A 22,393-nucleotide genomic window follows, 5' to 3' on the forward strand; every position below is an offset into this window, starting at 1 on the left:
CCCCAAAAATTATTGTCATTTCGCTGAAAATAAGCGACTATTACGCTGTTAATCAAACCGGAAACCTCTGCAACATGGAAAACCAACAATTGCCTCCTCCACTACCACCGGCTCAACCGCTCAGTCCGCAGGACGAACGTACCTGGGCCATGCTGGCTCACCTGCTGGCCCTGACCGGTCTTATGATTCCTTTTGGCAGTATCATAGCCCCGCTTGTGGTTTGGCAGGTCTACAAAGACAGGTCAGCCTATGTTACTTACCATGCTAAAGAATCGTTGAACTTTCACATTACGATCGCCCTTGCCGTGGTCGCCTGTATTATCCTGATGATTATTCTGGTCGGTCTTTTTCTGATCTGGGTGGTAGGTGTGGCCGCGCTGGTGCTTACCGTTGTTGCCGGTATAAAAGCCAACAACGGCGAGTATTACCGATACCCGCTTACGATACGGTTTATCAGCTGATGTAGCGCGGAATGATAGTCCGCGTAAAAAAAATAATGGCACCACTGAATCCAGTGATCTGCTTCAGTGGTGCCACCACGATACATACATGACAACAACCGGACTATCATTCCGGTTTACATCAGATTTTTTCTCCCTTATAACCGGCTCCGGCAAGGGCTTCCTGTATGGCTTCGGGCGTAGCGCCATCGGCTTCAACGGTAAGCACCCGCTGCGGACTGGTTAAATCGACTGACCATTTTGCAACGCCTTCGAGCGCATCCAGTCCCGGGGTTACTTTCGCGACGCAGGCGCCACATTTGATATTGGTTTTGAACGTTAGTGTTTCCATTATTTTATAGTTTAATGAACCGTAATCGTAAGCTGTTGGTCACGACCGATACCGAGCTGAGAGCCATCGCTGCCCCCGCAATCATCGGGCTTAGCAGAAACCCGAATGACGGATACAACGCTCCGGCCGCAATCGGGATACCAATCAGGTTGTAAATAAATGCCCAGAATAAATTCTGCCGGATGGTCTGCACAGTCCGGCGGGACAACCGCAGCGCTTTCGCCACCAGCAACAGATCAGAACTGATCAGGGTCATGTGGGCCACGTCCATCGCAATGTCTGAACCTTTGCCCATCGCCATGCTCACGTTTGCCCGCGCCAGCGCCTGCGAGTCGTTGATACCGTCGCCGACCATGGCCACTACCCTGCCTTCGCGTTGCAGCTGCACTACCAGTTGTTCCTTATCGTCGGGTAACACACCGGCCCGGACGTGTGTTATGCCCACCTGTCCGGCAACTGCCTTTGCCGTCTGCTCATTATCGCCGGTCAGCATCCAGACCTCGATGCCTTGTTGCTGCAATTCGTCAATCGCCGCTTTTGCCGTTGGTTTTACCGGATCGGTAATGCCCAGAACCGCCAGTACCTGCGTTGAATCCGCAAAAAAGACGACGGTCTTCGCCAACTGCCGTAACAACGCGGCTTGTTGCGATAGTTGATCCGGCAGCGAAATGTGCTCTTCGTCCATCAGCCGCTGATTTCCGACCCGGTACGTTTTATCACCGGCAATACCTTTTGCCCCCCGGCCCGTCAGGCTCTCAAAACCCGACAGAGCGGCATCCGGAACAGTCAGCGCCTCCACAACGGCGGCGGCCAGCGGGTGTTCTGACCGGCTTTCCAGGGCACGGAGTACACCGGAAACCGTCGATACCTCTACGCCATCCGCCCAGTACCAATCGGTCACTGTTGGTTTGCCAACCGTAATCGTACCCGTTTTATCGAGCACGACCGTATCTACCTTGTGCCCGAGCTCCAGGCTTTCGGCATCTTTGATCAGGATGTTAAGGTCTGCCCCCTTGCCGATACCGACCATAACCGCCGTGGGCGTTGCCAGACCCAATGCACAGGGACAGGCAATGACCAGCACCGTCACCATCGACATCAGCGCCTGCGGCAGCGCCTGTTGACCACCAAAGACCAGCCAGGCAATGCCGGTCAGCACGGCAATGCCTATTACTACCGGCACAAAGATACCGGCGATTTTATCGACCAGTTGCTGCACAGGGGCCTTACTTCCCTGCGCTTCCTGTACCCGGCGGATGATCTGCGCCAGAATAGTTTTGCCGCCAACTTGTTCAGCCACAAACAGAAAACTGCCTTTCTGATTCAGCGTACCGGCAAATACCGGACTGCCTGCCGTTTTTTCGACCGGCACGGGTTCGCCGGAAATCAGGCTTTCATCGACAAATGACTGTCCGGACTGCACGCGGCCATCGACCGCAATCTGCTCGCCGGGCCGCACCTGCACCACCATACCCGCCTGCACCTGTGCCAGCGGAATGGTCTGCTCCTGCCCGTCGGCCATGATCCGCACGGTCTTTGGCTGAAGGCCCATCAGCTTTTTCAGGGACGCTGTCGTATTCGCCTTTGCCCGTTCTTCGAGCCATTTCCCCAGCAGGATAAAGGCAATAACCACCGTCGCCGACTCAAAATAAACGTGCGGATGGCCCGCCTGCCCGAACGTATGCCAGGCTTCCGGAAAAAGCGTGTTGAAAGCACTGTAGAGATAGGCAATACCGGTCGAAAGCGCCACCAGCGTATCCATGTTGGCCTTGCCGTGGCGCGCCTGCTTCCAGGCGTTCACAAAAAACGGCCAGCCAAAACCGAATACCACAGGCGTACTGAGCACCAGCATGATGTAGTTGGCATACGGCAGATCCATCAGAAACATGCCCAGAATCACGACAGGAACCGACAAAACAGCGGCGCCGGTCAGGCGTCGGGTAAGCGACTGATAATGCTGCTGACGGGCGGCTTCGGCTTGCCGGCGGCTTTCTTCCTCATCGTCTTCAATCACGAGGTCATAGCCCGCCTGCTGAACGGCCTGTTGGAGGGAGGGCAGATCCGTAGCCGCCGGATCATAGTCGACGGCTACGGTCTGTGTAGCAAAATTGACCGAGGCATCGAACACCCCGGGCGTATATTTTAAGGTACTTTCTACGCTGACGGCACAGGCCGCACAACTCATTTCGAGCACGGGCAGCGTTTTCCGTATATGTTGCTGAGGCCCGCGAACGGGACCCTTTGTGATGGTTGCCATGTCTGGAAGCAATAGGGAACTATGCTTTTTACTAACATGACAAAGGTAAGGCCGGTTCACCCTGCCTTTTGTACAGGATTCGGTACCGGATGTACAGGATTTATAGCCCGAGGAAACCGCCGCCTTTCCACGTCTTGCGCATACCGCGCAGAAGGATCAGAATGGCGAAAATACCGAACAGAATAGCCAGCAGATTGATCTTCAGCAACGCAAATACGATGGCAAACAAAACCAGTACCACCCCCGCTTTCAGGTTCCAGTTGATCCGCTCCCAGGCGGTTTTCGGCTTTTTTTCCGGCAGGCCAAAAAACTCCCGCAGGGTCATCCCTTTTTTCTGCGTCTTTGGTCTCGGACGGGGTTGCTGCGGCTCAGACACCGGTGTATTGGCCGACACGTTCAGTAACCGCTGAATATGCTGCAAACGACGCTGCACCTGCTTGTTTGCCGACGAAGTAGTCAGTTGCCGGTCAACAGTAGCCACCGCTTCAGGCGTTACGGGTTCGGCGGGCAGCGCCTCAAAAGCGATGTCTGCCCGGGTTGTATCAACGGGTATGTCGGCAGAAGCCGTCGGTGCGGCGGCTTGTTTTGCGGCATAATGGTCTGTCGGGGTGCGCTGAAGTAACGCATACGGACGGTGGCAGGCCACCATCGAAGTCAGTAAGAGCAGGACAAGCCCGCGAACCGGAATTTTTCTCATTCGGTAATTTTTGTCGAAAACGGACAGGCAAAAATTCCATTAAACAACGGTTAAGCCAAGCCCTGCGATATAATTAAGCCGAAAAATTATTCATCTGCGCGGTTATCAATCAGTAATTCTGCCCGAACCATACACTCAAATCAATCGCTTTTTGCCAAATTAGACTGCATCTTTGTGAACGAGTGAGCCATTAAGCAGGGCCGGCTGGTTAAACGTGATCCGGATTCCGGTCAACGATTTCACCGTTGCCTGACGGAGTACTCGTCCATGTTTTCCTTCATTTACATAAATGCGACGTCTGATCTGGCTATTGCTCCTGATAACTACACCTGTTTTTGCACAACTGCAGCTCACGGCTCCGGTTGCCCGGCTGGTTGTCCAGCGCGGCAGCGACGGCACCGGTAAGCTGCTGGTAAGCGGCCTGATTAACGGCGTGGCCGCCGATCAGATTGACGCCCGGCTCACCCCCGTTGCGGCCAATCAGGGTGTGACAACCGGCTGGCAGACACTCCGGCTCGATCCGCAGAAAAATTTGTTTTACGGCTTTATTACCGGCTCCGGCGGCTGGTATATACTGACCGTACGGGCCACGCTCAACGGCGCCCTGATCAGTCAGACCACCCTGCAACCCGTCGGTATCGGCGAGGTGTTTATTACGGCCGGACAATCGAACTCCCGTGGCTTAGGTATCGGCGATAACGACCTTGGGGCCATCAGCGACCGCGTCAGCACCATTGACACCATCAACCACTATTATCCTCCCGGCAACTCACCCCTGTTTTCGTCCGGCGATCCGATGCCGTATCCGGCCTATAAGGCCTTATCAGCCACGCGGCGTGTTTTCCCGATGGGCGAAAGTTCGTGGGGATGGGGGGAATTAGGCGATTATATCGTCAATCGCTACAATGTGCCGGTTGCGTTCTATGATGCCGGCTGGGATTCGTCGACCATCGAAAACTGGATCAATACCGCCAATGGCATTCCGGCCTGCAACCGCTACTGGTGTAACGGCGACTGGCCGAACCTCCAGCCGTATACTAACCTCAAAAATCTGTTACAGTATTACGGGTCAACGGGCGGGGTCCGGGCGGTTTTATGGCATCAGGGAGAAGCTGAATATGGCGATAACGGCAGCGGGAGCGTACCGTTTTATGTAGACCGGCTGCGGCAACTGATTCAGCGCAGCCGACAGGATTTCAACAACCGGAATGTACCCTGGATGATTGCCAGGGTATCGTTCGACGGATCGGTCAATAAACCGGATTTGATTACCAAACAGATTGAGGTTGTCAACACAGGCGGGCTCAACGCTTTTCTGGGGCCCTTCAACGACACGATCATTAACCGGAACGCGGGCTCGGTCGACGTTCACTTCCGTAACAGCCAGCGTGTCACACCGTTTCCGTATTATTATCTGAACCCTAACGGTATTCCGGCCGACATGGGCCTCTCGCGTTTTGCCCGTAACTGGAATACCAGCCTCGACAATTCGTTTTTCCAGTCGGCCACGCCGGTTCTGCCCGATCAGCTGGCTGTTACCGGCCCTGTGGCCAAAATCATCCCGGCAGGCAGCAGCCTGAGTGTAGCGTTTGTTACAGCAGGGACATTCAACAACGATAATCAATGGCAGGTGCAGCTTCTGGACGCACAGGGGCGTTTTGTGACGCTGCTGGGTGGCGGTAGCAGCAGCCCTATAACGGTCAGTCTACCCGGCTCGGTTTCATCCGGAAGTTACCGGATCCGTGTCGTGGCAACCAATCCGGTTCTGCCGGGTGTCCCATCAGCTGTCTTTCAGATCGGTACCCCGCCGGCCTCCACTGACCTTCAGTTAACACAGACCCCCAGCCGCCGGACGGTTCCTATTAATGACACAGCAACCATTACCCTGCGCGTTCAGAACCAGGGGCCGGCAACGGCAACAAATGTAGTCGTTCAGGATCGCTTACCGGGCAATATGGTCTTTGACGCCGGCTCGGGTATTGCCCATCAGAACGGTGTGGTTTCTACCACCTTTACCCAGATTCCGTCGGGCTCCAGCGTATCAGTTACATTCAGGGTTCGCCTGACGGCAGCGGGCATCTACCGGAACGCTGCGGAAATCATGCTTGCCGACAATGCCGACCCCGACAGCCGTCCCGGCTCCGGCACGGCCGACGGCGAAGATGATACCGCCATCATCGACATCCGGACTACTCCGGTCAGCGACGCCGCCGTCTTTACCTCCCCGAACCCAAACCAGTTTCCGGTCCCCGCTGTCCAGTCTAATCAGCCAACGCCAAACCCCAATCTGGCCGATTTGTCGGTTCAGTTAGTGGCCAGTAACCGGGCCCCGGCACTCAATGAGGTACTGACTTATACGGTTCTGGTGAGCAATGCCGGTGGCGCAACGGCAAACAACATCAGTCTGGGTGCCTATTTGCCGCCCACGCAGCAGTTTGTGGCCGGTAACGCATTCAGTCAGAACGGCAATGCGCTGACGGCGACGATTGGCAGTCTGGGAGCCAACAGCACCACCTGGCTGGCTTTCAGAAGTCAGGTAACAGGCAGCGGGCAAAGCATCGTGAAGATTCAGATCACGGCTGCGTCGCCCGCTGACCCCGATTCAACGCCCGACAACGGCACCGATAACGGTGAAGATGATACCGCCCGGGCCGACGTCCGGGTACATCCTTAAAGAATGCTTTCGCGCACCCGCACCAGGCGTTCGAGCAAGCCCTGCAGCTGGTCGAGCGGCAGCATGTTGGCGCCGTCTGATTTCGCTTCGGCCGGTACAGGGTGCGTTTCGATAAACAGCCCGTCGGCTCCGACGGCAATAGCGGCTTTAGAAATGGTAGCGATCAGCGCCGGTTTGCCGCCCGTCACACCAGACGATTGATTGGGCTGTTGCAGGGAGTGCGTACAATCCATTACAACCGGTACGCCAAACTGCTGCATGGCCGGTATATTCCGGTAATCGACCACCAGATCGCCATAGCCGAATGAGTTACCACGGTCGGTCAGAATCACGGTAGCATCGGGGTTTACGGATTTTACCTTTTCGGCGGCAAAGCCCATGCTCTCGCCCGACAGGAACTGCCCTTTTTTGATATTCACGGCCTTACCGGTTTTCGCAGCCGCCTCCAGCAGCTCGGTCTGGCGGCACAAAAACGCCGGAATCTGGAGTACATCAACGGCTTCAGCCGCCATGGCTGCTTCTTCTGACTCGTGGATATCGGTCACGGTCGGAATATCGAACGTACGGCCTACTTCAGCCAGGATCGATAAGGCCAGTTCATCGCCGATGCCCGTGAAGGAATTCGCTTTTGTGCGGTTTGCTTTCCGGTATGACCCTTTGAAAATATAGGGAATGCGGAGCTTATCGGTTATGGTAACGATCTGTTCAGCAATGCGTAAGGCCATATCACGCCCCTCAATGGCACAGGGGCCTGCCATCAGAAAAAAGTTAGGCGAATCGGTATGTTTTAACTTGGTCAGCTGCATGTTTTACGGAATTTTTCAGAAATGCAAAGTTTGCAAAAAGCCAACGATTCTTTGGTGAGCAATCCTTGGCGACTACTGGTTTTATACTAGAAAAGTGGATAATTCCATAGGAATGCCTGATCCGGAGTGTCCGAAGAAACCACTCCTTTTACACACATAAGCCATTGACTGTAAGAGCACTAGACCACTTACTAACAAAAGAGATTAACGTTTTACCATCCAAAAAATTGTTTGACAATAAAGAGATAAATGGTTTTCTTTGCGTCGTTTTTTAACCCCAATGGACTACTAAAATGTCGGAAATTGCAACTAAAGTTAAAGCGATTATCGTTGAAAAACTGGGTGTAGAAGAGTCTGAGGTTACGCCTGAGGCAAGCTTCACTAATGACCTGGGTGCTGACTCACTGGACACAGTTGAGTTGATCATGGAATTCGAGAAAGAATTTAACATTTCTATTCCTGACGATCAGGCTGAAAACATCGGCACTGTTGGTCAGGCAATTACTTATCTGGAAGAAAACGCCGGCAAGTAATTATGTTTTAAAGTTGTAGAGTTGTTACGGTTCAGCGTTCGCTAAAACAACTCTGTAGTCTGGTCTCACTCTACAACTATAAAACTTTTTCCAGTTACTTTACAGAGTTCAGAATGAGCTCTTTTGATTTTTCCCCTACAGTCCATCTGTATGACGCTTAGACGAGTTGTCGTGACGGGCCTCGGTGCATTAACACCGATAGGCAACGACGTTCCTACTTACTGGGATAATTTAGCTGCCGGTACCAGTGGTGCTGGCCCCATCACCAAATTTGACGCCAGCAAATTCAAAACACAGTTTGCCTGTGAATTGAAAGGGCTGGATGTTACACAGTACATTCCTCGTCAGGATGCACGCAAGATGGATCCTTTCACGCATTATGCGTTGATCGCTGCCGATCAGGCTGTACGTGACTCAGGGTTAAATCTGGATACCATCAACAAAAACAAAGTTGGCGTTATCTGGGGGTCGGGCATTGGCGGTCTTAAGTCATTCGAAGAAGAAGTTATTAACTACGCTCAGGGCGATGGTACGCCTCGTCTGAACCCGTTCTTCATTGTCCGGATGATTGCCGACAGTGCACCCGGCCAGATTTCGATGCGCTACGGTTTCCGCGGACCAAACTACGTAACGGTTTCGGCCTGTGCGTCGAGTCTGAACGCGATGATCGATGCGTTTAACTACATCCGCCTGGGCCGGATCAACATCTGTGTGACAGGTGGTTCTGAGGCAGCGGTAACCCGTGCCGGTGTCGGCGGATTTAACGCCAACCGCGCCTTGTCGGAGCGTAACGATTCGCCGGAAACCGCCTCACGTCCGTACGACAAAGACCGTGACGGGTTTGTGTTGGGAGAAGGCGCCGGCGCCCTGATTCTGGAGGAATACGAACATGCCAAAGCGCGTGGTGCCAAAATCTACGCCGAGCTGATCGGTGGCGGTATGTCATCTGACGCTTACCACATCACCGCGCCACACCCTGATGGCCTTGGTGCTTACCTGGGTATGCAGGATGCCATGGATGATGCCGGCATCAAGCCTGAAGACATTGATTACATTAATACGCATGGCACATCGACCCCGATCGGTGACCCGCAGGAGCTGAAAGCGATTGAAAAAATCTTTGGTGAGCACGCGTTCAGGATGAACATCAGCTCAACCAAATCGCAGATCGGTCACTTACTGGGTGCCGCCGGCGCTGTTGAAGCCATCGCGTGTTTGTTTGCGTTAGAACGCCAGATCGTTCCGCCTACTATCAACCATTTTACGGCTGATCCTGAGATTGATCCGCGTTTTAATCTGACGCTGAATCAGGCCCAGCCCCGCAAAATGACGACAGTTATGAGCAACGGTTTTGGCTTCGGTGGGCATAATGCTTCCGTTATTTTCCGAAAACTTTCTGAATAGTGCAGTTTGCTTTGTCGCGCAGCGTTTTTCACCCCATACTGAGTTTCCTCCGGCTTTCTGACCTCGAGTCAAAACAAAAGCTGAAGAAGTCTATTACGCATATTATCGGCGAACGACCTTCTAATATCGGGTTGTATCAAATGGCGCTGCGCCACTCTTCTGCCTCGAAAGAGACTGTTATTCAGGGATTCCGCGAGTCAAATGAACGTCTTGAGTACTTAGGCGATGCCGTGCTTGGCATGGTTATCGCCGAGTTTCTCTTTAAAAAATACCCTTACAAAGACGAGGGCTTTCTGACCGAAATCCGCTCCCGCATCGTGAACCGGGAAGTGCTTAACGGCATTTCGCGTAAAATCGGGCTCGACCGGCTGATCGAGTACGACGGCAGCCGTACGCGCAATCTCCCCGCCCGTACATCCATGTACGGCGATGCGCTCGAAGCCCTGGTCGGGGCCGTTTACCTCGACAAAGGCTTCCGGTTTACGCGCCGGTTTATCCTTAAGGAGTTGCTGACCCACTACGATCTTGATGCCGTTGTGAACAACAACGCCAATTTCAAGAGCCGTCTGATTGAGTGGGCACAGCGTGAAGGCAAAGAAATCCGGTTTGAGATCATTTCGGAAAAAGGCAATAGCCACTACCGCGAGTTTATTGCCCAGGTCATGGTTGATGATGAGCCTTATACGACCGGCAGCGGCTACTCAAAAAAGAAAGCCGAACAGTCCGCCGCCGAGAAAGCCTTTGAAATGCTACAGTTGAAGTAGTTCTTACGGATTAAGCAGCGTATACAATCCTACCAGTAAAATCAGGAGCAATGAAATCAGCCGGAAGCGCTCGTACGTTAGCCGGTCCAGAATGATTTTGCCCATGTAGGAACCCATACCGGAAACCAGTAACAGCGGTATCGCCAGCATCAGATCGTCTGATACCAGATAATCCTGTGCCACATAGACGCCGAACCGCGTCGCATCTACGCCAAGATCAATCAGCGCCGAGGTCGCCAGAAATACGGCCTTATCAACTCTGAAGGCCGAAAGCGTCAGTCCGCGTATGGCACCGCCTGTACCAACCAGACCCGCCATAAAACCGGCAAGTCCGCCGCCGACAGCAGCATTCGTATTCGTAGGTGAAATAACAAACCCCGGACGCAGCAACAGAAAGCCGGCAAACAAACACATAAAAATACCCAGTACCAAGGTGGCCGTATCGCCCGGAATATATCGCGACAGCCAGGCCCCTACAATTACCAGCAGGATACTCGTTATTCCGATCCGGAGAAACAGTGACCAGTCAATACCTTCCCGAAACAACGCAATTTTAGACACATTGCTGAAAAGGTGAAGCATAGCCGTAATCCCCAGCGCCCGATGGAAGCCGAAGAAGTGAATGGCGAGCGGGACAAAGAATAGCGATGAGCCGAAGCCTCCGACTGTACCGATAATTTCGGCGAGTAATGCCAATGTATAGAAAACAATCATACCATCATTTTACCTGCTGAAAAGTAGGTTTTTCTCCGCATTTTACCAGCTATTTTCCGTTTTTTACGGGCAAGATGACCGAGGCCGGGCACCAGTAGCAACCTTTCCGGCACAAAGCAGTGTTAAACACATACATCAGTACCTTTTACCATGACAAATACGCTGACTCCGCCCGTGGCGGTCCCCAAACCAACCGAACTGACTACTCACGGGCATACCCGTATCGACCCATATTATTACCTTAACGACCGCGAAAATCCGGACGTTATTAACTACCTCAACGCCGAAAACGACTATCTGGAACAGGTGCTGGCTCCCGTGAAGGAATTCCGCGAAGCCTTATTTACGGAGATGAAAAACCGGATTAAGGAGCAGGATGAGTCAGTGCCCTACAAAGACGGGGACTATTTCTACTATTCACGCTTTGAAGTTGGGGGTGAATATCCGGTTCTGTGTCGTAAAAAAGGGTCTCTGACCGCAGCGGAAGATGTCATTTTTGACTGCAATGCATTGGCAGCCGGCCACGACTATTACAATCTGGGCGGCTACGAAATTTCGGACAACGACGAGCTGGCCGCTTTCGGCGAAGACACCGTCAGCCGGCGCAACTACACGCTCCGGATCAAAAACCTGGCAACGGGCGAAATCTATCCCGAAAGTATCCCGAATACCGAAGGAGGCAGCTACGCATGGGCAGCCGACAACAAACACCTCTTTTATATCCTCCGCGACCAGCAAACGCTGCTGGGTTATCAGGTATACCGCCATGAGCTCGGCACCGATCCGGCGCAGGATGTGCTGGTATACGAAGAACAGGATAACCAGTTTTATATGGGCCTGTACCGCATGAAGTCGAAGAAATACATTGCTATTGTGTCGGACCATAACGGCGTTTCGACGGAATACCAGTTGCTCAATGCCAGCGAGCCGACAGCGCCCTTCACGACCTTTTACCCCCGTGAGCGCGGCCACGAATACAGCCTGGAACATTTTCAGGATACGTTTTATATCCGTACCAACGACGAGGCGGAGAACTTCCGGCTTATGGCCGTGACAGAAGGGAAACAGGCCGATAAAGCCAACTGGCAGGAAGTTATTGCGCATCGGCCCGATGTGTATCTCGAGCAAATGGAGGTGTTTGCCAATCACCTGGTGCTGGGCGAGCGCCGCGAGGGTCTGGTACAGTTGCGGGTGATTAACCAGCAGACCCGGGAAGAACATTACCTCGACTTCGGCGAGCCGGCTTACGACGCCGGGATTTCGGTGAATGCCGACTTCAATACCAATGTGCTCCGGTTCGGCTATTCATCGCTGACAACACCGGGTTCGACGTTTGACTATAACATGGACAGCCGCGAAAAAACGCTTCTGAAACAGCAGGAAGTCCTGGGCGATTTTGACCGGACCAACTATGTTTCGGAACGGATTTATGCCACCGCCCGCGACGGCGCACAGGTGCCCGTCTCGATTGTGTACCGGAAAGATACGCCCAGAGACGGTTCGGCTCCGCTGCTCCAGTATGCCTATGGCTCCTATGGCTACTCCATTGACCCGACGTTTAGTTCAACCCGTCTGAGCCTGCTCAACCGCGGCTTTATCTATGCCATTGCTCACATCCGGGGCGGTCAGGAAATGGGACGCCGGTGGTATGAAGATGGTAAGATGCTGAAAAAACGGAATACGTTCACCGATTTTGTCGATTGTTCGGAGCATTTGATAAAAGCAGGTTACACCCGAACCGACCGTCTGTTTGCCATGGGTGGCAGCGCGGGTGGCTTATTGATGGGTGCGGTTATTAACCTGCGTCCCGACCTGTACAAAGGCGTTGTGGCCGCCGTGCCGTTTGTCGATGTGGTTACGACCATGCTCGACGAAAGCATCCCGCTCACGACCGGCGAATTTGAGGAATGGGGTAATCCAAAACAGAAAGTTTATTACGATTATATGCTTTCGTATTCGCCCTACGACAATGTTGAGGCCAAAGCCTATCCCAACCTGCTCGTTACGACCGGTCTGCATGACTCGCAGGTACAGTACTGGGAACCGGCCAAATGGGTAGCCAAGCTACGTACCTTGAAAACCGACAACAACCAGCTGCTGCTACATACCAATATGGAGGCTGGTCACGGAGGGGCGTCGGGGCGTTTTCAGGCCCTGAAAGACATTGCGCTGGACTTTGCCTTTGTCCTGAATCTGATGGGAATACGGAATTAATTATAAGGTGGCACGAATGGGCGTCCCTGTCAGAGTCGTGCCACCACTACACAGTTCTCCTGTCAATCTTATGCAAACACGACCAACTACCTGCCCGCGATGCGGAGAACCAGTTAGCTGCGGGGTCAGCGCCATCGGTCACTGCCCCTGCGCCGGTATTGTTCTGACGGAGCCCGAACGGGCCTATATCCGTTCGCAGTTTACAGACTGTTTATGCATAACGTGCCTTAAGACCTTGCAGGAAGCCTGTCAGGTGCAGAAAACAGACTAAGCTCTGGTCAGGGTATCCACATATTTCAACAGAGTCGGCATACGGTACGGACCGTCCATACTGCTGACCCACTCAGCGGCCTGATCGACCTCTACGCCGATGGCCGTAATGTATAACGGTTTCTGACTATTGCCTCGTATCAATGCTCGTTTCGCGGTCGTGATACGAACAAAATTGGTTTTAGCGATGCCGATCACGGGAATTCTGCCACCTAAAGCCTGGTACAGACGCCCACCCAGTCCAAATGATCCGGCATCGTCCAGATACACGTATCCATCTACCAGAATGGCGTCTATGTCTTCCTGCGGTATCTTTTCCAGTAAACTTAGCAGACACGGTAACTCCCGCCGGTAGAATTCCCCTGACACATAGTCTTCAATACCGTCACGGTCTTCGGTGTACACATGAGCCGGTTCGTTATCCTGCCAGCCCTTGAAGGCAATGCAAACGGTTTTGGCAGTATGGCCGGTATAATACGTGTCGAATGCTAACAACATGTGTGGTACTCGGTTATCGATTTACAATTCCTTGCCGCAGTGCGGACAAAAGCGTTTTTGGGAAGCGGTCTTAGTGGTCCGGACGTGGTCGAGAAAACCGGATACCAGAATACCGGTCGGCAGCGCAAACAAGCCAACGCCCATAATAGCCACCAGTCCGCCGAGCAGCTTACCCAACGGGGTAATCGGGTAAATGTCGCCGTAGCCCACCGTAGTCATTGCCGTAACGCCCCACCACATCGTCGCCGGAATGCTGGAAAACAGCTTCGGCTGTACGTTATGTTCGACGTAATACATCAGGCTCGACACAATAATCAGCATAAACACAATCAGGACCACACTCAGTACCAGTTCTTCCTTGCGGTCGGCTACGGCATGCTGAATCATCCGGAAGGCGTGCGAATAACGCGAAATACGGAATAACCGGAAAATCCGGAACAGACGAAGAATCCGGATAATGGCCAGATCGGCCGCAAATAACGTAAAGAAAAACGGAAAAATGGCCAGAAAGTCGATGATGGCCGAGGTCGAAAAAATGTAGCGCAGGCGCCCTTTTACGGGATGCTGGTACTTCTCGTTCTCGACACACACCCAGATGCGGAGCAGGTATTCAATGGTAAAAAACGTGACCGAAAACAGCTCAAAGTCGTAAAACAGCTTTTCATACTTCAGATTGTAGGCCGGTACGGTGTGCAGCACAATGGCCAGGGCATTCAGGGAAATGACCGTGACCAGAATCAGGTTAAAATATAAATTAACCCCACGGCGCTTGCCATAGGATGTTTCGAGCGCACGATAGAGCCGGTGCCGGATCGTATGCGTACGGGTTTTATAAGCAGGTTTTTCGGTGGCTAGCATATTTCAGGTGGTTTGCACCTAAAAATACCAGGGAACCCCGTTTGCTGCAATGATTTCCGCACTGGTTTTTCAAACGTACCGGTCGTTGTCCATCCTGATCGGTTCATCAACGACCGGTACATTACCAACCGCGTTCATTAGTACCCTCTAAGGGCATCGGTTAGCCGAAATAGTTACGCTTTGACTAGCCGTGCCGACACCGCAGCTGTTGCCCGACATCACGGTCAGGGTGTAGGTACCAGGCTCCTTAACGACCAGCCCCTCTACTGAATACGTTCCGGGATTCCGATAGATAGTACTAAACACATATCTGCCGGGCGTCGCTACGCCCGGCGTAGCGACGCCCGGCCCCGTAAAGACGAAGGATGTCCCCGTTGCGACGGCCTCAAGCCGGTAGGGACACGCCGAAGTAGCTGCCAGCAAACTCTGGATCGACGCTGAACCGGGCTGCTGCTGGTTCACGCCGACGGCCACTGTCCGGGTACACGTATTGACATTGTCGGTTACCGAAGCGTACAGGATCGTTACGCCCGCGGGCAGACTGTTGGCCGTAAACGTATTCGTTGCCGGGTTATAGGTACCGGCCGGTTGCGTCAGGGCAGCATCACGGTACCAGGTCGTACCGATACTAAAGCTATTGCTTCCGCCGATCTGAAGGGCATTGGCATATACCGCACTACAGGAGGTAACCTGCGGAATTATCAGGTCATTGTTTTCCACATTGGCAATCGGATTACCCTGCGGATAACTGATGGTTCCGTTGTTGATTATTGTAGCCGATACAGGCAGTTCCTGACTGATCTGTGAACTGCTTACCGTCAGCAGACCGTCGTTGGTAAACGAACCATCCTGATGCGAAACCGGCGCAAACGCCTCAATAATCCCGCAGACCTGATTCGTAAACAGGGCTTGATGACCGGATTGCGTTTTAACATTCAGAATAGCCAGCTCAGACGGCGGAACAACGGCCCCGATACGCATCAGACCCGCGTTGGAAAAGACTTCTACATTGGTCATTCCCCGCGTTACCCGGTCAATATGAATTTCGGCACCTGCACTGTTCATGAACAGCGTACCGGTGCAAAGCATACCCACCCCCATATTGGTAACGGAGCCGATTATCAGCTTGCCATCGTTGCGGAACCGGCTGTTCGGCAGGTTCCAGAGGCCATTACCAAGCGCCCGGTCCAGCCGGATGATACCGGTTGTAGTATTGGTAAAACTCCCTGCATTGTAGATATCATCCTGCCCCACAAAAGCAACGTCGCCAATCGTCAGGGCCGATGCGTTGACAAATGTTGCGGAACCACCATTGAACACCCCGTCACCGCCAACACCCGTACCGGTCCGGTTGATGCTGATGTTGCCCCCCGAAGCGTTTGTGAATGATCCGCTGTTGGAAATTCCCTGTCCGGCAACCGTACCCAGGCTGCCAATCCGGATGCCGGCGCTATTGGCCAAAACACCGGCGGTCAGTATTGCTGTGCTGCCGGTATTATCAATCTGAATCAGACCGGCACCCGTATTTGTAAACGATCCCGTACTGGTCAGCCTTACACCTGAACTGCTGACAGATGCCGAAGCCCCAACGGTAATCGTAGCCGAATTTACAAACCCGCTAGTGGTAACAATGGCATTCGGTACCCTGGTAATATGAATTTCAGCGCCGGTATTGTTCCGGAAAGGGGCATAATTCAGGATACCGGTACCGGTGTTGGCTATAAGGCCGACAAAGATTTTACCGTCATTAGTAAAACTCCCCGAAAGATTCCAGAGGCCATTGCTTGTTCCCCGATCCATCCGGATTATCCCCGTCGCTGAATTGATAAACGTGGCGTAATTTTCGATATCATTCTGGTTATTAAACTCAATATTTCCGATGGTAATCAGACCATCGTTCACAAACGTTCCTGAGTTATTCAATCCGCCAGACCCTCCCGCCCGGTTGATAGTTATTGATCCGCCTACAGCGTTTGTAAAGCTCCCTGTACCTCCGTTCAGAATACCGCTCAACGTAACCGCTACGGAGTTTCCGATGGATATAGCACCCGCACTCAGGACCGTTCCTGAATTCAACAAACCATATGTCGTTGAGCCATTCAGGCTCAGGCTTCCCGTAGCGGTGATTGTCAGTGATGCACCGTCTTTTACTTCTACGTATTTAGCCTCTGCCATCGTACTAAGTACCGGCTGTACGGTGGCGGTACCGGAAATGACCGCATTCAGCGTTGCCGTGGGAACGCCGTTGTCCCAGTTACCGGCATTGTTCCAGGCATTGCCGGAACCGCCCGTCCAGTTTGTAGTCTGGGCCATCAGGGTGGTCAGCGGTAACAAACATACCGCCAGCAGCAAACACAGGGCTGCCATAGAATGTACAGGTCTTTTTGTCATATAAGTTTTGCTAACTGACAGATTAAACAGAAGTAATCAATAGGCATAGAGCCGGGTAATGTGGTTATGTTCGATGGTATAAATCAGGCAGACGGGCTGTATGGTATCAGGCGGATCGCCCCGGGCAAGGCCTTCGACAATCACATGGTATTTACCAGCCGGATAAAGCTGCCGGATTTCCAGCGCGCGGCGGACGCCGGCATAGCGCAGGTGCCGGTAGTGGTCCAGTAACCAGGCTCTGGACTCTTCTACGTCGGCAAGCAGCATGGTGCGGTCCCGATAGCGTATCCGATCGGCACATAGTGTACCGGCCGCCTGCCAGTTCTGATCGTTCAGGTGTTTATGCAGCGTTTTTGTCAGCTGCATATTGGCCGTCTGCTGCTGTTCCAGCCCCGGGGAATCACCGGACTGACAGGCAGCCAGCACTAACAGCATGTAACCGGAAAAAAGGAACCTGACGCGGACAGGCATACGTGACAGACAGGCGCAGTTCATGGTAGCAGCAAGGGCTATGTTGCGGCCACAAGGTGAGGTTAAACCGGCAAAAAGGGCTCTGCTATTGTGTCAGAAACTTCGTTTATTAGTGCAGAAAGCAGAAAAGCTTCGTCTATTGTTGCAGGGGGAGTCTGTTAGTTTTCCGGCAGGTTAAACCGCCGCAGAACCGCCTTAAACACCGGCTGTGTATGGTAGTTACGGAAGGGTGGCATAACCCTGGTATCACGGTACAAATACCCGCCGTCGGCCGACCTTTTAAGGTAGTAGAGGCTGCTGTCTGTCTGGTTGAGGCCGGCATACACAACGGCCCGTTCATAGTCGGCCCGGGGTGTGTCGGCCGTCAGATTCCGGAGAAACTGAATGGCCTTCTGCCGGTCACCGCGCCGTGCTTCGCAATAGAGTAATAGCGGAATCTGCCCGCGGTCATCCGGATTCAGTACCATCATCTGCCGGAAACAAGCAGTTGCCCGGGTGTAGTCTTCCCGCGCCAGCCAGTAGTAAGCGATACTCATCTGAAAGGCGAACGACTTATCAAACAACCCGTGCCCCGCATCAATGCCGGCACGGGCAGAATCAAACCGGCCCGCCAACGCACAGTTCATAATATGTGCGCCCATCATGATCGGATGGAGCGGATCCAGCGCAATGGCCCGGGTACTGTACCGGACAGCCTCGCCAAGCTGACCGGTGGTACGCATCAGCAGGCCGAACCAATGACAGGTCTGGGCATCATTCGGGTTATATTGCAGGGCAATCCGGTAGGCGTTGGCCGAAGCCTGCCACTGATACGTTGAATAATACAGGCTACCCAGTACCGCATAGGCCGAACTGTTGGCCGGATCGAGTTCAATGGCCTTCAGCGCATTTTCTTCCGTCAGCCGGTTCAGCGTCGGGGTATCAATTTTCTCTGACCCGATCAGCAGGTGACAGGCAATTGCCTTCTGGGCATAGGCTTCGGCAAATGTTGAGTCAAGGCGAAGTGCCTGATCAAACCGGTTCCGCGCCTCCATCAGATCCGGTTCCAGCCGGCTCACCAGCAGTTGCTTCCCCTGGACAAACAGATTGTAGGCGCTGAGGTTATGGGTCCGGATATGAGCCAGCTTTTCGGAGACCGACGGAATAGTGGTCAGTTTCAGTTCACGGGTCACATCACGGACGATCTGCTCCGTCAGGGTAAAGAGGTTTTTATAGGCCGATTGATACGTATGTGCCCATAACCGGATATCGTCCCGGGTATCCATGATTTCTACTTTAACCTGTAGCTGATCAGCCGTTTTCAGCACACTGCCCCGCAGTACGGTAGCGACGTGAAGTTCATCGCCGATCTGCCAGATGCTTTTCTGTGTATCCCGGTACTTTTCCGACGACGAACGCGAAATCACCTTCAGCTTTCTGAAGCCCAGCAATGATGTATGAATCTCATTCATGATGGCTTCGCTGGTAGGGTCATCATTTGCCATCCCCAAACTGGTAAACGGCAACATGGCGATTGATTGTTCTGACGTATCCGGTGTACGGTCCGACGGCCGGAAAAACCACCGGTACAGGCTAAAACCAGTTACCAGCAACAGCAATACCGCAATGACAACCGGACGCCACTGTTTCTTTTTTGTGCTAACCGGTATTGGCGGCAGAATGGTCTCAGCGCCAATACCGGGGTCCTCAGCGGGTTGTGGCGGGGGAGATCCGGCAGGTTGCGGGGCTTTCCGGTACTGTTTCCGGTACTCCGTAGGGCTTACCTTATATTCCTCAATAAAGTAGGTACTGAAATTCTGAGGATTCTGAATGCCAACCAGGTCGCTGATTTCGGAGATACGCAGATCGGTGTCCAGCAATAAGCCGCCAGCCTTCTCCAGGCGGTATTTCCGGATATAAAGCGACGTTGAAAGCCCTGTGTACTCTTTAATAACCCGGTGTAGCTGCGAGCGGCTGACGCCAAGCATCTGGCAGATCATATCAACCGAAAATGCCGGATTGTTAAGGTTTTCATCAATCAACCGATGTAGTCTTTCGATGAAAAGCCGGTCATTACTAACCATATGGGCTGTTGTTATATTGACCCAATATAGCCTTTTTGATTTACTCGCCAGCGATTATTTCTAGTAGACGGTAACTATAGAAGCCCTAAAAGTAACTGATGTGGCTACGTATGATACAGCTGTCAAGCGGGATATCGCCGGCAAAGGAATCGGCGATCCGCTCAACAGGGTCAAAAAAAGAAAGGCCGGTTTTCAGGCAATCGGGGCGACATTGGGCCAGAAACCGGTCGTAGAAGCCACCACCATACCCGACCCGCTGCCCTTGTTGGTCGGCGACCAGCAAAGGGACCAGCACCACATCCAGAGCATCGGGTGAAACCGGTTTGTGGTGTGTCAGATCGGGTTCCTGAATGCCGTATGCGTTTGTGATCAGGGGCGTATCGGGTTGTAAGCGGACATGAGCTAAACTCCCCCCGCCAAAATCGGTCACCGGCACGATGACTTCTGCCCCCGGCTGTTGCCAGAGCCAGCGAATCACCGGCCACGTATCGACTTCATTCTGACGGGTAATGGGCAGGAAGCAATGCACCCGTACCGGCTCTGGAAAGGACTGTTGCCATACCGGAAACTGCGCCATGACCGTTCCGGCAATCTGCGCACTCCAGGCATTGACCGTGTCGCGGCTCAGTGCTTTACGTCGCGCCAGATACGTTTTCCGCAGTGATGCCTTATCGTGTCCGGAATCGTGCATTGGTTTTTAGCTTTCCAGACAAATCTGCATCCGGAAATCAAACGGGTCGAAATTATGCAGCAGTTTTTTCAGGAAATCCTTGTCGTTCAGGTAGAACGTCAGGTAGTTTTCGCTGCGTTCCTGCAGGCCGTCGCCGGGAAACAGTTCGTTTTTCACGGCCAGCAACTGGCTCACACCTACGGCCTGATTCCGTTCTTCGGCACGGCGCATTTTCTTTTCAAGGTTGGTTACGGCGTTGGCAAACCGTTTGGTCTCGGCCAGCACGGCTTTTTCCAGCGTCGGGTCTACCAGCATCGCCTTCTGCAGCATCATCTCCAGCGCCTGATTCACCAGCTTGCTTTCTTTACCGAATTTCAGGGCGTTGTGAGCGTGTTGCTCCACAAAATCGCGTTTGAGTTCGAACGTATTCCGGAACAAATCTTCGGGAGTAATGCCCAGCCGGGCGATGCGCTTAGCGCTTACCCGTGGTACGTACAACGCAAAGTTCCGTGGCATCAGGATCGGAAACGGCAGGTTGTAGTGGTCAAACACCGATTTCAGCTGCATCCAGTACGGCACCTCCGACGGGCCGCCGATGTAAGCCAGATTCGGCAGAATGGTCTCCTGATAGACCGGCCGCAGGACCACATTCGGGCTCAGCTTTTCCGGATATTCGGCCACCAGCGTGTCCATTTCTTCGGCCGTAAACGTCAGTTTCGTGTTCACGACGCTGAACGATCCGTTTTCCTTACGCTCTATGCGTTCCCGCAGCTGATCGTCCAGATAAAACAGGTTGATGTCGCGGGGTGAAATAACGGAATGGTAGCCCAGTGTTTCGAGCTCCTGCGTGGTTTGCTGCACCAGCCCGGCCGACGCCTGCTGAAACAGTTCTTCGTGGAGCACCGGCGTAAACAGCTTTTTCAGGTCGGCATCGTCGGCATCCAGACAAATCAGCCCTTCGCTGCCGAAGAGCTCGTTCATGTAATAACGGGCGGCATCGGCCAGCGTATCATGCTTCAGATAGGCCTCTTCAAACAGAAACAGCTTTTCGGGAATGGTTTTGAACAGGTCTGCCAGCTCCGCCGGATTCATGCGGCCAACGGCTCCCTTTTGGGTAGTCTGCCAGGTATGTTTGCGGCCAAAGAGGCTGAAGTGGTTGATTTCGTCGAAGTCATGGTCTTCGGTAGCCATCCAGTAAACCGGCACAAAGTTGTAATCCGGATAGGTCTCCTTCAGCTTTTTCGCCAGATTAATAATCGTCACCAGCTTATAGACCACATATAACGGCCCCGTAAAGATATTGAGCTGATGCCCGGAGGTTACGGTAAATGTATTCGGATCATTCAGGACAGCGAAGTCCGGCTTCTGCTGAATACCGGCATATTGCCGTTCCAGCACACTAACCAGCGTTTGCCGGTGTGCGGCAGGAAACGTCTTTTTCTGCTGAATTTGGGGTCCGAAGGCGTCAATCGATGGGAACCGGTTGTAGAATGGCGTTAGCGCCGGATTCTGGGTAATGTAGTCTACAAAAAAAGTCGAAAACTGACCTGTAGTGTCAAGTGGCAGGTACTGACAGTCCATGAAGGAGTAAGGTTTACGAATTATCACAACACACGAAAAAGCGCCAAGGTTCACCCTGGCGCCAATCATGCTGTTAATGCTTTGTTAATGTAGTTACAGTCTTGATTCAATATCCTGTGCAATATCCAGAATCTGTTCTTTTAATACAGGTAAATCTGTCTGTAAGATACTCCATATTAATGCTGCATCTACGCCAAAATATTCATGAACTAACAAATGTCTGAGTCCTATCACTTTGCGCCATTCTACATTTGTATATTCATCTCTCAAGTGAGAAGTCAGGCAATTACACGCTTCTCCTATAATTTCAAGCTGTTTGATGCAGGCATAGCGCATCATTGAACTCGCACAGAAGTCACTGAATTCCTGCTGATTAGTATAAGATTCCAGTTCAGTAATAGCATCAAGAATATGCCCTAACCGTTGCGGATCACCGATGCGGCCTTTCATAAATCAATGTCTTATCGGCTTGTATATAAGGAAGAATCCTGTCGGATACTCCCTCTGATGATACTAAATCGACCGGTCGATGCAGTTGATCTTCCAGATCCAGCTTCATCCCCACAAAACCTAACCCAATATGTGCTGAATAATCAAGTTCTACCAGAATATCAACATCGCTTTGCTCATCAGCATCCCCACGCGCAAATGAACCAAACAGATATGCTTTCAAGACAGGCTTATCCTGAAAATAGCGTTTAATTGACTGGATTTGATTTTGCGTAAGCGTCATCAT

The 22,393-nt window shown here is 52.7% G+C and carries 21 protein-coding genes; 7 read left to right on the plus strand and 14 right to left on the minus strand.

The genetic code is table 11. The features are described from left to right. Nucleotides 1–74 precede the first annotated feature (74 nt). Nucleotides 75–461, plus strand: coding sequence for a DUF4870 domain-containing protein (locus BLX24_RS21765; protein ID WP_071505323.1), 387 nt, complete (start codon nt 75–77; stop codon nt 459–461). Between the two features lie 121 nt (nt 462–582). Here BLX24_RS21765 and BLX24_RS21770 read toward each other — a convergent pair whose 3' ends face one another. The 3 genes from BLX24_RS21770 to BLX24_RS21780 all read right to left on the minus strand — a co-directional run bounded on the left by BLX24_RS21770 (nt 583) and on the right by BLX24_RS21780 (nt 3,746). Further along, on the minus strand, nt 583–792 hold the full coding sequence (locus BLX24_RS21770; RefSeq protein WP_071505324.1) for a heavy-metal-associated domain-containing protein: 210 nt from the start codon (nt 790–792) through the stop codon (nt 583–585). Between the two features lie 4 nt (nt 793–796). After that, nucleotides 797–3,049 carry a heavy metal translocating P-type ATPase gene (locus BLX24_RS21775; RefSeq protein WP_071505325.1) on the minus strand — a complete coding sequence of 751 codons (2,253 nt, stop codon included), beginning with the start codon at nt 3,047–3,049 and terminating at the stop codon, nt 797–799. A 100-nt stretch (nt 3,050–3,149) separates the two neighbouring features. Further along, on the minus strand, nt 3,150–3,746 hold the full coding sequence (locus BLX24_RS21780) for a hypothetical protein (protein ID WP_071505326.1): 597 nt from the start codon (nt 3,744–3,746) through the stop codon (nt 3,150–3,152). A 289-nt stretch (nt 3,747–4,035) separates the two neighbouring features. Between BLX24_RS21780 and BLX24_RS21785 the strand changes: the two genes are divergently transcribed. Next, the gene (locus BLX24_RS21785; RefSeq protein WP_071505327.1) at nt 4,036–6,420 is read left to right on the plus strand and encodes a sialate O-acetylesterase; all 2,385 of its coding nucleotides are present in this window, start codon (nt 4,036–4,038) and stop codon (nt 6,418–6,420) included. On the opposite strand, the gene kdsA is transcribed toward BLX24_RS21785, so the two are convergent. Then, the gene (kdsA, locus tag BLX24_RS21790) at nt 6,417–7,226 is read right to left on the minus strand and encodes a 3-deoxy-8-phosphooctulonate synthase (protein WP_071505328.1); all 810 of its coding nucleotides are present in this window, start codon (nt 7,224–7,226) and stop codon (nt 6,417–6,419) included. The two genes, BLX24_RS21785 and kdsA, sit on opposite strands and share 4 nt — an antisense overlap. A gap of 293 nt (nt 7,227–7,519) precedes the next feature. On the opposite strand from kdsA, the gene BLX24_RS21795 reads away from it, so the two are divergent. The 3 genes from BLX24_RS21795 to rnc all read left to right on the plus strand — a co-directional run bounded on the left by BLX24_RS21795 (nt 7,520) and on the right by rnc (nt 9,927). Beyond that, entirely contained in the window at nt 7,520–7,759 is a 240-nt protein-coding gene (locus tag BLX24_RS21795; RefSeq protein ID WP_071505329.1) for an acyl carrier protein, read from the plus strand. Between the two features lie 150 nt (nt 7,760–7,909). After that, nucleotides 7,910–9,163 carry a beta-ketoacyl-ACP synthase II gene (fabF, locus tag BLX24_RS21800; RefSeq protein ID WP_071505330.1) on the plus strand — a complete coding sequence of 418 codons (1,254 nt, stop codon included), beginning with the start codon at nt 7,910–7,912 and terminating at the stop codon, nt 9,161–9,163. Then, a complete protein-coding gene (gene rnc / locus BLX24_RS21805) occupies nt 9,163–9,927 on the plus strand; it encodes a ribonuclease III (RefSeq protein WP_177225890.1) in 765 nt (254 codons plus the stop codon). The genes fabF and rnc overlap by 1 nt, the downstream gene beginning before the upstream one ends. 3 nt (nt 9,928–9,930) lie before the next feature. Here the strand turns inward: rnc and BLX24_RS21810 are convergent, their stop codons facing one another. Next, entirely contained in the window at nt 9,931–10,641 is a 711-nt protein-coding gene (locus BLX24_RS21810) for a sulfite exporter TauE/SafE family protein (protein WP_071505331.1), read from the minus strand. 150 nt (nt 10,642–10,791) lie between these two features. Here BLX24_RS21810 and BLX24_RS21815 point away from each other — a divergent pair, with 150 nt between their 5' ends. Both BLX24_RS21815 and BLX24_RS31765 read left to right on the plus strand, forming a co-directional pair. After that, entirely contained in the window at nt 10,792–12,855 is a 2,064-nt protein-coding gene (locus BLX24_RS21815) for a S9 family peptidase (protein WP_071505332.1), read from the plus strand. A 70-nt stretch (nt 12,856–12,925) separates the two neighbouring features. Continuing rightward, nucleotides 12,926–13,126 (plus strand): cysteine-rich CWC family protein, encoded by a 201-nt coding sequence (locus BLX24_RS31765; RefSeq protein ID WP_177225891.1) that lies wholly within the window; start codon nt 12,926–12,928, stop codon nt 13,124–13,126. Here the strand turns inward: BLX24_RS31765 and BLX24_RS21820 are convergent. The 9 genes from BLX24_RS21820 to BLX24_RS21860 all read right to left on the minus strand — a co-directional run bounded on the left by BLX24_RS21820 (nt 13,123) and on the right by BLX24_RS21860 (nt 22,393). Beyond that, on the minus strand, nt 13,123–13,623 hold the full coding sequence (locus BLX24_RS21820) for an endonuclease V (protein ID WP_071505333.1): 501 nt from the start codon (nt 13,621–13,623) through the stop codon (nt 13,123–13,125). The two genes, BLX24_RS31765 and BLX24_RS21820, sit on opposite strands and share 4 nt — an antisense overlap. 21 nt (nt 13,624–13,644) lie before the next feature. Beyond that, on the minus strand, nt 13,645–14,481 hold the full coding sequence (locus BLX24_RS21825; protein WP_071505334.1) for an ion transporter: 837 nt from the start codon (nt 14,479–14,481) through the stop codon (nt 13,645–13,647). 147 nt (nt 14,482–14,628) lie between these two features. Continuing rightward, on the minus strand, nt 14,629–16,848 hold the full coding sequence (locus tag BLX24_RS21830; RefSeq protein ID WP_071505335.1) for a hypothetical protein: 2,220 nt from the start codon (nt 16,846–16,848) through the stop codon (nt 14,629–14,631). A gap of 60 nt (nt 16,849–16,908) precedes the next feature. After that, nucleotides 16,909–17,307 (minus strand): nuclear transport factor 2 family protein, encoded by a 399-nt coding sequence (locus tag BLX24_RS21835; protein ID WP_143092751.1) that lies wholly within the window; start codon nt 17,305–17,307, stop codon nt 16,909–16,911. 194 nt (nt 17,308–17,501) lie between these two features. Next, on the minus strand, nt 17,502–19,406 hold the full coding sequence (locus BLX24_RS21840) for a helix-turn-helix domain-containing protein (protein ID WP_071505337.1): 1,905 nt from the start codon (nt 19,404–19,406) through the stop codon (nt 17,502–17,504). A gap of 85 nt (nt 19,407–19,491) precedes the next feature. Further along, complete coding sequence (locus BLX24_RS21845; protein WP_071505338.1) at nt 19,492–20,097, minus strand: 5-formyltetrahydrofolate cyclo-ligase; 606 nt, start codon at nt 20,095–20,097, stop codon at nt 19,492–19,494. 6 nt (nt 20,098–20,103) lie between these two features. Continuing rightward, nucleotides 20,104–21,657: a bacillithiol biosynthesis cysteine-adding enzyme BshC gene (gene bshC / locus BLX24_RS21850; RefSeq protein ID WP_071505339.1), complete on the minus strand. Its 1,554-nt coding sequence runs from the start codon at nt 21,655–21,657 to the stop codon at nt 20,104–20,106. A gap of 93 nt (nt 21,658–21,750) precedes the next feature. Further along, nucleotides 21,751–22,107, minus strand: a complete 357-nt coding sequence (locus BLX24_RS21855) for a HepT-like ribonuclease domain-containing protein (RefSeq protein WP_071505340.1) — start codon at nt 22,105–22,107, stop codon at nt 21,751–21,753. Then, on the minus strand, nt 22,088–22,393 hold the full coding sequence (locus BLX24_RS21860; protein ID WP_229201865.1) for a nucleotidyltransferase family protein: 306 nt from the start codon (nt 22,391–22,393) through the stop codon (nt 22,088–22,090). Before BLX24_RS21860 ends, BLX24_RS21855 begins: the two co-directional genes overlap by 20 nt.

This window comes from Arsenicibacter rosenii (assembly GCF_001870735.1).
GTDB classification, from domain to species: Bacteria; Bacteroidota; Bacteroidia; order Cytophagales; family Spirosomataceae; genus Arsenicibacter; species Arsenicibacter rosenii.

Excerpts from the sequence above, each read along its gene's own strand:
- BLX24_RS21765 (WP_071505323.1), top strand. The coding sequence starts at position 75 with ATGGAAAACCAACAATTGCCTCCTCCACTACCACCGGCTCAACCGCTC.
- BLX24_RS21770 (WP_071505324.1), bottom strand. The coding sequence starts at position 792 with ATGGAAACACTAACGTTCAAAACCAATATCAAATGTGGCGCCTGCGTC.
- BLX24_RS21775 (WP_071505325.1), bottom strand. The coding sequence starts at position 3,049 with ATGGCAACCATCACAAAGGGTCCCGTTCGCGGGCCTCAGCAACATATA.
- BLX24_RS21780 (WP_071505326.1), bottom strand. The coding sequence starts at position 3,746 with ATGAGAAAAATTCCGGTTCGCGGGCTTGTCCTGCTCTTACTGACTTCG.
- BLX24_RS21785 (WP_071505327.1), top strand. The coding sequence starts at position 4,036 with ATGCGACGTCTGATCTGGCTATTGCTCCTGATAACTACACCTGTTTTT.
- kdsA (WP_071505328.1), bottom strand. The coding sequence starts at position 7,226 with ATGCAGCTGACCAAGTTAAAACATACCGATTCGCCTAACTTTTTTCTG.
- BLX24_RS21795 (WP_071505329.1), top strand. The coding sequence starts at position 7,520 with ATGTCGGAAATTGCAACTAAAGTTAAAGCGATTATCGTTGAAAAACTG.
- fabF (WP_071505330.1), top strand. The coding sequence starts at position 7,910 with ATGACGCTTAGACGAGTTGTCGTGACGGGCCTCGGTGCATTAACACCG.
- BLX24_RS21810 (WP_071505331.1), bottom strand. The coding sequence starts at position 10,641 with ATGATTGTTTTCTATACATTGGCATTACTCGCCGAAATTATCGGTACA.
- BLX24_RS21815 (WP_071505332.1), top strand. The coding sequence starts at position 10,792 with ATGACAAATACGCTGACTCCGCCCGTGGCGGTCCCCAAACCAACCGAA.
- BLX24_RS31765 (WP_177225891.1), top strand. The coding sequence starts at position 12,926 with ATGCAAACACGACCAACTACCTGCCCGCGATGCGGAGAACCAGTTAGC.
- BLX24_RS21820 (WP_071505333.1), bottom strand. The coding sequence starts at position 13,623 with ATGTTGTTAGCATTCGACACGTATTATACCGGCCATACTGCCAAAACC.
- BLX24_RS21825 (WP_071505334.1), bottom strand. The coding sequence starts at position 14,481 with ATGCTAGCCACCGAAAAACCTGCTTATAAAACCCGTACGCATACGATC.
- BLX24_RS21830 (WP_071505335.1), bottom strand. The coding sequence starts at position 16,848 with ATGGCAGCCCTGTGTTTGCTGCTGGCGGTATGTTTGTTACCGCTGACC.
- BLX24_RS21835 (WP_143092751.1), bottom strand. The coding sequence starts at position 17,307 with ATGCTGTTAGTGCTGGCTGCCTGTCAGTCCGGTGATTCCCCGGGGCTG.
- BLX24_RS21840 (WP_071505337.1), bottom strand. The coding sequence starts at position 19,406 with ATGGTTAGTAATGACCGGCTTTTCATCGAAAGACTACATCGGTTGATT.
- BLX24_RS21845 (WP_071505338.1), bottom strand. The coding sequence starts at position 20,097 with ATGCACGATTCCGGACACGATAAGGCATCACTGCGGAAAACGTATCTG.
- bshC (WP_071505339.1), bottom strand. The coding sequence starts at position 21,657 with ATGGACTGTCAGTACCTGCCACTTGACACTACAGGTCAGTTTTCGACT.
- BLX24_RS21855 (WP_071505340.1), bottom strand. The coding sequence starts at position 22,107 with ATGAAAGGCCGCATCGGTGATCCGCAACGGTTAGGGCATATTCTTGAT.
- BLX24_RS21860 (WP_229201865.1), bottom strand. The coding sequence starts at position 22,393 with ATGATGACGCTTACGCAAAATCAAATCCAGTCAATTAAACGCTATTTT.